This is a genomic window from Proteus sp. CD3 (assembly GCF_008808075.1).
In the GTDB taxonomy this organism is placed as follows: domain Bacteria; phylum Pseudomonadota; class Gammaproteobacteria; order Enterobacterales; family Enterobacteriaceae; genus Proteus; species Proteus appendicitidis.
On sequence record NZ_CP019686.1, the window covers coordinates 2,424,201 to 2,437,177 of the forward strand.

Here is a 12,977-nt window from a genome sequence, read left to right on the forward strand (position 1 = left end):
TACTCCGTGGTGAACAATAATCAAATTGTGTCATTCCCGAGTAATTTAGTCAACTATTTATCCGAGTGTTTTAGTCAAGTATTATACTCAGCCAAAAGTTGACTTAAGTTAATCAACTTTGCCCTCTATTTCTTAGCCCATTTCTCAACTGATGTCAGAATGCCACGTAAGATATGAAGCTCTTGTGTTTCTGGGCGTGCACGCGTAAATAGACGGCGTAAACGGCTCATCACTTGTCCCGGATGTTTAGGGCGAATAAAGCCAGATTCATTAAGCACCTGTTCTAAGTGAACGTAAAAACGTTCTATATCATCAGCAGGTGGATAATCAATCTCTGATGGGTTATTTTCCTCTTGTTTTTCTTCTTGGGCAAGTGCTGCCATACGAATTTCATAACTAACAAGCTGAACAGCCATCGCTAAATTTAAAGAACCATATTCTGGATTAGTCGGAACATACAGATGAAAATCACATTTTTGTAATTCTTCATTGGTTAAACCTGTGCGTTCACGACCAAAAATAATAGCAACTGGCTTATTTTTAGCTTCCATAACACAACGTTCACCACATTCACGAGGTGCAAGCATTGGCCAAGAAAGTGTACGGCTACGGGCGCTTGTTCCTATAACTAAACCACAGCCTTCAATCGCTTCATCGATACTATTAACAATATGTGCATTGCCAATAACATCACTTGCACCCGCTGATAGGGCAATAGAATGCGAATCTGGTTTTTCTTTTGGATTAACAAAATAAAGATTGGTTAATCCCATGGTTTTCATAGCTCGAGCTGTAGAGCCCATATTGCCTGTATGCGAGGTTTCTACAAGGATGATGCGAATATTTTCTAACATTGATTTCTTGTTAATTGCTTTGTGATCTATCTATTTTATCACAAATGTAGCCAGAAACACGAATGCCTGTTATACTCTGGCACGTTTTTTATCCCCGTTCTTTAACATCTTGTGGAAGATAACCATGCATCCGATGCTGAATATTGCCATACGTGCCGCACGTAAGGCTGGTAATTTAATCGCCAAAAATTACGAAAATCCTGAATCTGTAGAAACCAATCAGAAAGGTACCAATGATTTTGTCACTAACGTTGACCGTGACGCAGAACAAGCAATCATTGAAATCATCCGTAAATCTTATCCAAAACACACCATTATTACGGAAGAAAGTGGCGAGTTACTCGGTGAAGATCACGACATACAATGGGTTATTGATCCACTTGATGGCACTACTAACTTCATTAAACGTCTTCCACACTTCTCTGTTTCTATTGCTGTACGCATTAAAGGCCGTACTGAAGTGGCTGTTGTTTACGATCCTATGCGTAACGAATTATTCTCAGCCGTTCGTGGTCAAGGCGCACAATTAAATGGCTATCGTCTGCGTGGCTCTAACGCTCGCGATTTAGACGGTGCTGTTCTTGCGACTGGTTTCCCATTCAAAAGCAAACAACATTCCGCTGCTTACATGAACATGTTAGGTAAACTGTTTGTTCCTTGTGCAGATTTCCGTCGCACTGGTTCAGCAGCATTAGATTTAGCTTATGTTGCCGCAGGTCGTGTTGATGGTTTCTTTGAGATTGGCTTAAAACCTTGGGATTTCTTAGGTGGCGAACTAATCGCTCGTGAAGCAGGTGCTATCGTTTCTGACTTTACAGGTAACCACGGTTACCTACAAACCGGTAATATTGTTGCTGGTAATCCTCGTGTTGTTAGAGCATTACTCGCTGAAATTCGTAGCGAATTAACAGATGCGTTAAAACGTTAATTTTCATTAAAATACGAAGTTCCACTAAAGAATAAAGCAAAAGACCATAACAGATAATGTTATGGTCTTTTTTATTGCACTTTTTAGTACAGAGCAAATTAACTATTTTGAGGTTTAACTTGAGGTCTTATAAACATCGCAGGAATAGTTAATGCCGCCATTAACCAGAAAATTAATGATTCTTGATTTGGCAGTTTCTCATATAGCCAACCTGAAACTATCGTCATAATCGCAATACTTCCTCCCATTGCTAAAGCAGAATAAACGGCTTGCAAGCGAATAATTTCATGCTCTTGACGCGCACTAATAAAGCGCATAGCGGCTAAATGGCATACCGTAAACGTACCACTATGTAAGATTTGAACAATAATAAGCGCGGGTAATGCGGTAAAACTCCCCATTAATCCCCAACGTAAAAAGCCAGCAAAAGCAGAAAGCAAAAGTAAATTTCTTGCGCTCCAACGACGGAATAAACGATGGCTAAGCATAAAAACAACCACCTCTGAAACCACACCTAATGACCAAAGGTAGCCGATTGTTGCGGTGTCATACCCTGCTTTTTCCCAATAAAGTGCGCTAAAACCATAATAAGCTGCGTGCGCACCTTGCAGTAAAGAGACGCATAACAGAAAGCGCCAAACGGGTCCCTCTGAAATCAGTTTCATAAAAGACACATTACTGTGTTCTACTTTTTTCACTTTACCCTGTGGCATAACTTTAGGGCGGAGCATAGATGTCAGAAATAGCGCCAAAGTACTGGCAATCAATCCATAAAGAATAATAGGATGCCCAAAAGCATCAATTAAAACACCTAGCAATGATGAGCTAATAATAAAAGCGATAGAACCCCAAACGCGAATCTTTCCATAATCAAAAGGAAACTGTTTTTGCCACGTTCCTGCTAGAGAATCCCCTAAAGGCACCATAGGTGAAAAGAAAACGTTAAATCCTGTCATCACGAAGAATAACCATGCCCAATGGCTACCCATCATAAATGCAACCGTAAAAAGTAAGGAGAGAAAAGCAAATAATCTCAATGCAGTGATAAGTTTTGACGGATCTTTTACCGCAGGCGTTAAAATTAGGCTACCAACAAAACGTGCAGTTAAACCTACACCTAATAACAGACCTATCATTGCCGGATCGACACCCTCTCCTTTTAGCCATATGGACCAAAAAGGTAAAAAGATGCCGTATGAAAAGAAATAAGTAAAATAATCTAAGGCAAGCCACAATGTTGATGGAATAACCATCCAATCCCCCATTTTTAAGATGCAAAAAAACCCGCCAAGAACAAGTTCTCGAAGCGGGCTTGTACAACGGGTTTTATTATATCGTTACAAACTTATGCGTAAACTGGAAATTTAGCGCAGATATCCAAGACTTTTTGTTTCACTTTCTCAATGTTCGCTTCATCATTGATATTATCAAGGACATCACACATCCAACCGGCTAATTCACGAGCTTCCGCTTCTTTAAAACCACGACGTGTAATCGCTGGAGAACCGATACGAACACCAGAAGTAACAAATGGGCTACGTGGATCATTTGGTACGCTGTTTTTGTTAACAGTGATATTCGCACGACCCAGTGCAGCATCTGCATCTTTACCTGTAATATCTTTATCAACTAAATCTAATAAAAACAGGTGGTTTTCAGTTCCGCCAGACACTACTTTATAACCGCGATCTAAGAAAACTTCTACCATTGCTTTCGAGTTTTTCGCAACTTGTTGCTGATAAACTTTAAATTCTGGCTCCATAGCTTCTTTTAATGCAACCGCTTTACCTGCAATAACATGCATTAAAGGGCCACCTTGAGAGCCAGGGAATACAGCAGAGTTCAGTTTTTTATAAAACTCTTCATCGCCACCTTTAGCAAGGATAAGACCACCGCGTGGACCCGCTAAAGTTTTGTGGGTTGTTGTTGTAACAACATGTGCATGAGGAACTGGGTTAGGATAAACACCCGCTGCAACCATACCTGCTACGTGTGCCATATCAACGAATAAGAATGCACCAATGCTGTCTGCAATTTCGCGCATTTTAGCCCAATCAACCAGACCAGAATAAGCAGAGAAACCACCGATGATCATTTTTGGTTGATGTTTTTTAGCCTGAATAGCGATATCTTCGTAATCAATTTTACCTGATTCATCAATACCATAAGGCACGATGTTATACAGTTTACCCGAAAAGTTAACTGGTGAACCATGAGTTAAGTGACCGCCTTGCGCTAGGTTCATACCTAAAACAGTATCACCTGGTTTTAATAATGCCATATAGACAGCGGCATTCGCTTGAGAGCCTGAGTGAGGCTGTACGTTAGCGTAATCTGCACCAAATAATGCTTTTGCACGATCGATAGCCAGTTGCTCTACAACATCCACATACTCACAACCACCGTAGTAACGTTTACCCGGATAGCCTTCAGCATATTTATTTGTCAGCTGAGATCCCTGCGCCTGCATAACACGAGGGCTGGTATAGTTTTCAGAAGCAATAAGTTCGATGTGCTCTTCTTGACGAGTCACTTCACCTTCCATTGCATTCCATAATTCTGGATCGTAATCAGCAATATTCATTTCACGTTTTAACATTCACATCTCCTGACTCAGCTAACTTCACTAAAGACAAACTCCCATGCGGGAGAAAGAATGGCATACAGTGTAAACTCTTTTTCTTCATTGAGATAGCCCCTAATGAAAAAATACGCAATCGTTTGCCATTCAACTATAACAGCAAATTATTACTTTTTAACAACCTCATTTTATCCTGTGCTTATTCCTCTTTTTGAGGCGCATCTCGCCTTATTTTGCAAACACCCCGCATCATTCTCTAAGAATTGAGATTTTTTGTTAAAAAATAAAAACAGAGATTTACAAAATAATCAAAAAGAGATAAGTTGCATATAAAATGCAATTTATAAAAATTCACAATAAACTGAAAATTTTTCAGGAGCAATTATGTTAGATGCACAAACTATCGCGACAATTAAATCAACCATTCCCCTTATTGCTAAAACAGGCCCTGCATTAACCGCCCATTTTTATGATCGAATGTTTTCTCGCCATCCAGAGTTAAAAGATATTTTCACCATGAGCCATCAAAGCAGTGGTGCACAACGTGAAGCCTTATTTAATGCAATATGCGCTTATGCGACGAATATTGAAAACTTAGCTACTATTTTGCCTGCCGTTGAAAAAATTGCACAAAAGCACGTTAGTTTAAATATTCTTCCTGAGCACTATCCCATCGTTGGTGAAAACTTATTGGCAACAATTGATGAAATGTTTAGTCCTGGGCAAGAAGTGTTAGATGCTTGGGGAGAGGCTTATCAAATATTGGCTGATGTCTTTATTAATCGTGAAGAACAAATTTATCAACAAAAAGAACAAACAAACGGAGGTTGGAGAGGATTACGGAACTTTAAAGTTAAACATAAAATAAAACAAAGTGATGTAATTACTAGTTTTGAATTAGAGCCAGAAGATGGGCTTGCTGTTACTGCTTATCAAGCAGGGCAATATTTAAGTCTTTATATCCGTGATGAACATCTTGAAAACCAAGAAATACGTCAATATTCATTAACTCAATCTTCAAATAATAAAACCTATCGCATCGCAGTAAAACGCGAAGATAAAGGCATTTTATCGAATTTTCTTCATGACCATGTTCAAGAAGGTGATACTTTACAAGTCGCCGCACCAGGGGGCGATTTCTATTTAGATGTGTCACCAACAACACCAGTAACCTTAATTTCAGCAGGTGTGGGCTTAACGCCAATGCTATCCATGTTACACACGCTTTCAGCTCATCAAGCTAATATTAATTGGTTACATGCGGCCGAACATGGTGGAGTCCATGCTTTTAAAGATGAAGTTAATCAAGTCGGCACTCAACTTTCACACTATCAACAAGCGATATGGTATCGCACACCACGTTCTGAAGACGTGCAAAATAAAGATTATCAATTCGAAGGCTTAATGACATTAAAACAAGTTGAAGATTGGTTAGCTATTCCTGATATGCATTTCTATTTTTGTGGTCCTTTACCTTTTATGCAATCTGTTGCTAAGCAACTTATTGAATTAGGTATTAATAGTGACAAACTTCATTATGAGTGCTTTGGTCCTCATGCTGTTATTACACAAGATTTACAGTAAAAATACGTTCATGAAAGTCCAATTTTAAATTGAATAAAAAAAGCGCTGATAACGTTATATTTATCAGCGCTTTTATTGGTTATTTCACTACTTTTTATGATCGATATTTTTTTTCAATCGCAGCAGGAATAACATGATCTTTAGCAGAAAAACCGTACCAAATAACACTAATTAAACAGAGCGTATAACCAAATAATTCACAGCCCTCTTCCACCATGTTTTTAACAGTTCGGTTATAATCCCCGCCCAATAATTTATGCCACAGTATTCCCATACCAAATAAACGTGAGAACAGTAAAACGCATAATAGACCAGCAACTAACATTCCATGGCTTGGGTGAGTAATAAAGTGAATTAAACCTTTTAACGTTTTCTTGCCTTCTCTAATCGCAATAGCAATACAAATAAACGTTACTGTGAGCGCAAACCAAACCCACGATCCGTGTGCAATCTGATCAAATACACCATCTAACTCACGGATTAAAATACACAAGAAAAAGCCCATAATAAGCGTGAATGCTCCCTGTTGTTCACTTCCTTGGCACGCTTTAACAAAAAAGAATAAGCAAATCATGGCAACGATAATTTCTTGGCCTAATTCAGTTACCGACGTTTCAGAAATACCATTATCAAAAACCAAAATATCAAGAAAAATAAATCCCGTCGTGATAGCGATTAACACTGCTGCACATAAAAATAAAGCGAGACGCTTTAATAAATAAGTAAACACTATTTTGCCCATACCTTAATGATTTTTTAATGTTGATGATAATAACTTTCCTTAAAAGTTATTGAATAACATTTTGTGCCTTAAAGTTTATAAAAAATAGTAAAATAAATTGCTTAGAATCATCAATAGACTTGTATAAGATATAAATAGCATTATAGGTGAAACATTAAAAAATTAATTATGCGCAAAAAAAAGAAAAAGCCCGATATTTTGATTAAAAAATATCGGGCTTTAATAAAACTGAGAAATATAATTATTTAGCTTAAGTTAATTAATAACTAAATAGCCTCTTCATCTTGTTCGCCAGTACGAATACGAATAACGCGACTCACATCAAAGACAAAAATCTTACCATCACCAATTTTACCTGTTTGTGCCGTTGTCATAATTGTATCTACGCAGGTTTCAACAATTTCATCAGAGACAATAATTTCAATCTTCACTTTAGGTAAAAAATCGACCATGTATTCAGCACCGCGGTAAAGCTCCGTATGCCCTTTTTGGCGACCAAAGCCTTTCACTTCTGTTACCGTCATTCCCGTGATACCCACTTCTCCGAGCGCTTCTCTTACATCATCTAATTTAAACGGCTTAATTATCGCTTCAATTTTTTTCATCGTATTATCCTGCTATTACCAGTTGTGGCGACCAAAACCGCTTGTAATTGGGTATCTGCGATCTTTACCAAAATTACGACTTGTAATACGTGGCCCTACAGGGGCTTGACGTCGCTTATATTCATTAATATCGACTAATTTTATCACTTTACGGACTGTCGCTTCATCAAATCCTGCTGCAACTAAATCAGATACAGATTTATCTTGCTCAACATAACCTTCAAGAATAGCATCCAGAATGTCATAAGGAGGTAAATTATCTTGGTCTGTTTGCCCCGGTGCTAGTTCTGCTGATGGTGGTCTATCAATAACGCGCTGAGGAATAGCCGGTGAAAGTGTATTACGATATTTAGAAAGCTCGAAAACCAACGTTTTAGGTACATCTTTTAGGACATCAAAACCACCCGCCATATCACCATACAATGTAGAATATCCCACTGCTGATTCACTTTTATTGCTTGTGGTTAACACTAAACGACGGCGTTTATTCGACATTGCCATCAAAATAACCGCACGACAACGAGCTTGTAGATTTTCTTCTGTGGTATCTGCAACAGTATCTTTAAACATAGGCGCAAGTTGAGCCATAAAAGCATCAAACATGGGTTCAATAGAAACCGTATCAAACTCAACACCTAATAAATCCGCTTGTTCTTTTGCATCATGAATACTCATTTCTGATGTATAACGAAATGGCATCATAACAGCCTGAACACTCTCTTTGCCTAAGGCATCAGCTGCGATAGCAACCGTTAATCCAGAGTCAATACCACCAGATAATCCTAGAATTGCCCCTTTAAAGCCGTTTTTAATCACATAATCACGCGTTGCAAGCACTAGCGCTCGATAAACTTGTGCTAAAGGTGAAAGTTCCGGAGCAGGATCTGCCATCGGAACAATATTCAATTCATCGAATTCAACGATGGTAGTTTGTTCATCAAATGCAGCTAAACGATGCGTAATAGTACCGCGTTCATCAAATACTTTTGAACAACCATCAAATACCAACTCATCTTGACCACCAATTTGGTTAAGATAAATCACGGGAAGGTGTGTTCTTTGGCAATGTTCTTTAATGATCTGTGTACGAACATGCGGTTTTTCACGGTTATAAGGTGATGCATTAATCGATAGAACGAGATCAGCACCCGCTTGTTTTAATGCATCGATAGGCTCATTGATCCAGATATCTTCACAAATTAACAAACCTAGGTGATAACCTTTAAATGGCACCACACAGCGCTCATTTCCTTGTTGGAAATAACGCTTTTCATCAAACACACCATAATTAGGTAATTGTTGTTTGAAATAACGCGCTTGTAATTCACCTTTATAGAAAAATGAAAGTGCGTTGTAAATTTTGCCGTTTTGCCACCAAGGATGTCCAACAACAATCGCTGTTTTTTTACTTGCTTGTTCTAAACGCGTAAGTTGTGTTTCACAACGCTGTTGGAAATCGGGACGAAATAGCAGATCTTCAGGAGAGTAACCGCATAAAGCCAACTCAGAGAACATAACCAAATCGGTCTCTTCTTGTGCTTTAACGGTAGATAACATGCGTTCACAGTTACCTTCAATATCGCCAACAACCCAATTAAGTTGAGCCATGGTGAGTTTTAGTTTACGACTCATAAAAATTAGTCTCTCCGCTATCTTCCGCATAAAAGGAAAGTTAGTTTAAAAATATATTCGTTATCTGAAAAGGTTATTCTTTAAAATCATTCGCATCTAGCTCATGACGAGATAACAATTTATAAAACTCAGTTCGATTGCGCCCAGCCATACGTGCGGCTTGGGTCACATTGCCTTTTGTCATTTGCAAAAGTTTTCTCAAATAGGTCATTTCAAAATGTCCTCTCGCTTCTGCAAAGGTGGGCAGTGCCGTATTTTCACCTTGTAATGCTTGTGTTACAAGCGCTTCACTGATCACGGGTGCAGTTGTTAACGCTACACATTGCTCAATAACGTTAACCAATTGACGCACATTACCCGGCCAGCTTGCTGTCATTAAGCATTTCATTGCATCGGTTGAAAAGCTTCGAACAAAAGGTTTATGGCGTTTAGCAGACTCTCTCAATAAGTGATTAGCAAGAATAGGAATATCTTCAGCTCGTTCACTTAATGTCGGAATACGTAAGTTAACCACATTTAAACGATAGAACAGATCTTCTCGAAATTCATTACGTTCCATCGCTTTAGGTAAATCACGATGCGTTGCAGAAAGAATTCGTACATCAATATCAATATCGCGATTACTGCCTAATGGGCGAACTTTTCGCTCTTGTAAAACACGTAATAACTTAACTTGCAATGCCATTGGCATATCGCCAATTTCATCTAAAAATAATGTGCCACCTTCAGCAGCTTGAAATAGACCTTCACGGCTACTCACCGCGCCTGTAAAAGCACCTTTCGCATGACCAAATAATTCAGACTCTAGAAGTTGCTCAGGCAACGCACCACAGTTAATGGCAATAAACGGTTTTTTCGCTCTAGGGCTTGCGCGATGGATAGCTTGAGCAAGGACTTCTTTACCCGTACCACTTTGACCATTGATAAGTACACTGACATCAGATTGGGCGACTAACTTTGCTTGTTCTAATAAACGTAGCATTTGTGGGCTACGAGTCACGATATCTTTTGACCATTCTTCATCTGAAACAATAGTCACAAGCTCCAGTGCTTCATCAATCGCTTTATAAAGTGCGTCTCTATCAACAGGTTTGGTTAAAAAGCTAAATACGCCTTGCTGTGTTGCGGCCACTGCGTCAGGAATAGAGCCATGAGCCGTAAGAATGATAACAGGCATGCCCGGCTGCTGGCGTTGTATTTCAGCAAACAGCGCCATACCATCCATTTCATCCATTCGGAGATCACTAATAACAAGGTCTATTTTTTCTTTTAAGAGAAGTTTTAGTGCTTCTTGTCCACTTTCAGCGGTGAAGATATGAAAACCTTCACTTGTTAATCGCATACCAAGTAACTTTAATAACCCAGGATCGTCATCGACAAGTAAAAGATTTGCTGATTTATGGCCAGCCATGCACATTCTCCTTATTTAGAACCTGCTTCAGTCAGTTTTGAGCTTTGCGTGTCAGTATCAGTTTTGACAGGTTCTGGTTTTACCGTCTCGGGCTTCGTAGATTCTGGTTTTGAAGGCTCTGGTTTAACCACTGTTGCAGGAGGTTGTTTTTCCTCGCCCTTTGGCTTTTCTGTTATCGGTTGCGGCGAAACGGATTTTTCAGTTATTTTTTCAACCGTTGGCTTTTCAGCAACAGTTTTTTCAGTAATAGTTTTTTCAGTAACAGGTTTCTCTGTATTCACTGTTTCTGTAGATGTTGCTGTTGCGCTCTCGGTTAAATCTTCATTTTGCGATAACGAATCAACAGAACCACTCTGTTTTCTATTCGATAACTGCCGCTCAATTTGAGTCAGGCTTTCAAGCTTTTTCAGAGTGATATTCAGCTCATGCTGTAGCGTATTATTCTCTTTTCTTAGCATATCAATTCTATTATCTGTATCTGTAGTTAGACGACGATAACGATTCTTTTCTTCTGCTAAAGAGAGCATAAGCGTTTGGTTCTCAATCCATGTCGATAGTAGAACTCGCATAGAACTCGGAAATTGTAATTTATAGCTTTCTAATAATACTAATTGTGTTCGACGATCAGCAATCGTCATTCCTGCACGTTCTAATAAAATACTTTTATAAAATGCATCATCCCAACCAGTAACAACAACACTACTAGCTTGGCGTTGTGCTTCTGTTGTCATTATGCGGTTTGTACATTCAATGACACGTAACCAATAAAGCGCGTTATTGATGCCTTCATCATAAAAGGAGCTTAATGTTTTACATTCAGCCCAACGATAATCAATCGTTTTTTGTTTAACAACGGGGATTTCTGGCTCTGGCTCTTGTGCCTCAGTGAGCGACTTTGGTGTACACCCTGAAAGAACCAATGGAAGCATAATAAACAAGAAACACTGCTTCCAATTTAATGCGATTTTTCTAGTTGATGCAGGGGCCATAGATAACACTTCAATACCAAGCATCTTCTTATTTGTTTTTTTATATTCATGATGAGGAGATGCTTGTTTTTGTGACCTGATTTGCATTATTTAATCTCAGAAAGTAGCGGTAATTCAATACGAAAACAGACATCTGCATAGTCAGAAGGAACAACTCTTAACTCACCTTCCATTCTTTTGATACAGTCATGAGCAATACTTAAACCTAAACCACTTCCTTTTACAGCCCCTTTGCGTAGCAAAGATCCTTGGAAAAAGGGTTCAAAAATCATTTTTTGTTCAGATTCAGGTATAGGTGTTCCTTTATTGGCTATATCAATAACTATTTTCTGTTCAACTTGGTAACTAGAGATCCAGATATTACCTGATTCAGCACCATAGTGCACCGCATTCGAGTAGAGATTGTCGATAACCCGTGATAATAATGTCGCTTCTGCTCGACACGTAGTTAGATTAAGTGAAATTATCGTTTTAATATCTTTTGCTCTCGCGGGTAAACTGTGAGCTAATACCACATCATTTACTAAATCAGTCAAGTTAATTTCTTCGATTTGTTGAGGAACTTCAGAAAGTTTACGATTGTAATCAAGCAGTTGTTCAATTAATAGCTGTAACTGCTTACTGCTATTATCGAGAATTGAAACGACTTCTTTTTGATCAAGCGTTAAAGGGCCGGCAACTTCATCAGCTAATAATTCCGTACCTTCTCGCATACTGGCTAACGGTGTTTTTAACTCATGGGAGATATGACGCAAAAATTCATGGCGTTGTGATTCAAGCCATGCTAAACGCTCACTTAACCAAATAATACGTTGTGCTAATGAACGTAGTTCTCGTGGCCCTTGGAAAGTATCTAAATTATTACTGAGTGTTCGACCTTCACCTAATCGATTGATCATCTTCTCAATGCCTTTAACAGGACCAATAATCATTCGAGTAAATAACGCAATGAGGATCAAGCTGAAAACAAAAACGATAAGACTTTGCCAACCGAAATAGCGCCCCTTCTCAGCGATTGCCATTTGAAGTTGTTCACCACGGCTAAAAATAATCTCTTTGGTTAATACCACAATACGATTATTGGCATAAGAGAACTGCTCTAAAGCTTGTTGCATCTCTTTTGTAGGTTCGCTGCTTTCGCATTGGATCAATTTTAGTTTTTCAAGTGAAGTATTAAGTACATCAGCTTCTTTCGATGCCGAAAGAGGAATAATGGTTTGCTGTAATGTTGAGAAGAGTTTGGTGTATTGCTGGTAGCGTTGCTGATACATATCATCATCGGTTTTATCTCTTAAAACACAATATCGACGATAATTCCCTTCCATTTCAATGGCTAGATTTCGCATCACTTCACTGCGTTCAGTATCTGCAAGTGCATTTTTATTAGTAATAGCCGCCTGATTACTTAGTTGATCAAGGCTTTGATAAGCCTGATAAGCAAGTACAAGTAAAGGTAATAGCACCATCCAAAATGCCATTATCACGAGCTGTCTTAAAGAACGAGGGAAAATACGCCACTTTTTCAATGAAATCATCTCAACACCTATTAGAGTAATGCGATGCTACATGACTTGATAACAAGAAAAAAGTCCGACATTGGGAAAATCAGGTAAGAGAACAAACACAAACGAAGAAATGCGACAGGCTCTAG

The 12,977-nt window shown here is 38.7% G+C and carries 11 protein-coding genes; 2 read left to right on the plus strand and 9 right to left on the minus strand.

Annotated features, from left to right (window positions below; all coding sequences use genetic code 11):
- Positions 1–125: 125 nt before the first annotated feature.
- On the minus strand, positions 126–854 hold the full coding sequence (trmJ, locus tag BTA34_RS11075) for a tRNA (cytosine(32)/uridine(32)-2'-O)-methyltransferase TrmJ (RefSeq protein WP_109370966.1): 729 nt from the start codon (positions 852–854) through the stop codon (positions 126–128).
- 124 nt (positions 855–978) lie between these two features.
- On the opposite strand from trmJ, the gene suhB reads away from it, so the two are divergent.
- Entirely contained in the window at positions 979–1,782 is an 804-nt protein-coding gene (suhB, locus tag BTA34_RS11080) for an inositol-1-monophosphatase (RefSeq protein ID WP_023581619.1), read from the plus strand.
- A 98-nt stretch (positions 1,783–1,880) separates the two neighbouring features.
- On the opposite strand, the gene BTA34_RS11085 is transcribed toward suhB, so the two are convergent.
- Entirely contained in the window at positions 1,881–3,035 is a 1,155-nt protein-coding gene (locus tag BTA34_RS11085) for a 3-phenylpropionate MFS transporter (RefSeq protein ID WP_196735110.1), read from the minus strand.
- 92 nt (positions 3,036–3,127) lie between these two features.
- Positions 3,128–4,381, minus strand: a complete 1,254-nt coding sequence (gene glyA / locus BTA34_RS11090) for a serine hydroxymethyltransferase (RefSeq protein WP_088495048.1) — start codon at positions 4,379–4,381, stop codon at positions 3,128–3,130.
- 366 nt (positions 4,382–4,747) lie between these two features.
- On the opposite strand from glyA, the gene hmpA reads away from it, so the two are divergent.
- Positions 4,748–5,947: an NO-inducible flavohemoprotein gene (gene hmpA, locus BTA34_RS11095; RefSeq protein ID WP_151435644.1), complete on the plus strand. Its 1,200-nt coding sequence runs from the start codon at positions 4,748–4,750 to the stop codon at positions 5,945–5,947.
- A gap of 94 nt (positions 5,948–6,041) precedes the next feature.
- Here hmpA and BTA34_RS11100 read toward each other — a convergent pair whose 3' ends face one another.
- From BTA34_RS11100 to BTA34_RS11125, 6 genes are all read right to left on the minus strand, one after another.
- Positions 6,042–6,689, minus strand: a complete 648-nt coding sequence (locus tag BTA34_RS11100) for a hypothetical protein (RefSeq protein ID WP_151435645.1) — start codon at positions 6,687–6,689, stop codon at positions 6,042–6,044.
- 266 nt (positions 6,690–6,955) lie between these two features.
- On the minus strand, positions 6,956–7,294 hold the full coding sequence (gene glnB / locus BTA34_RS11105) for a nitrogen regulatory protein P-II (RefSeq protein ID WP_075670460.1): 339 nt from the start codon (positions 7,292–7,294) through the stop codon (positions 6,956–6,958).
- 15 nt (positions 7,295–7,309) lie between these two features.
- On the minus strand, positions 7,310–8,926 hold the full coding sequence (locus BTA34_RS11110; protein WP_151435646.1) for an NAD+ synthase: 1,617 nt from the start codon (positions 8,924–8,926) through the stop codon (positions 7,310–7,312).
- Positions 8,927–8,999: 73 nt separating this feature from the next.
- A complete protein-coding gene (gene glrR, locus BTA34_RS11115) occupies positions 9,000–10,337 on the minus strand; it encodes a two-component system response regulator GlrR (protein WP_023581612.1) in 1,338 nt (445 codons plus the stop codon).
- A gap of 11 nt (positions 10,338–10,348) precedes the next feature.
- Complete coding sequence (qseG, locus tag BTA34_RS11120; protein WP_265576070.1) at positions 10,349–11,413, minus strand: two-component system QseEF-associated lipoprotein QseG; 1,065 nt, start codon at positions 11,411–11,413, stop codon at positions 10,349–10,351.
- Positions 11,413–12,861, minus strand: coding sequence for a sensor histidine kinase (locus tag BTA34_RS11125; RefSeq protein ID WP_196735114.1), 1,449 nt, complete (start codon positions 12,859–12,861; stop codon positions 11,413–11,415). The genes qseG and BTA34_RS11125 overlap by 1 nt, the downstream gene beginning before the upstream one ends.
- Positions 12,862–12,977 lie beyond the last annotated feature (116 nt).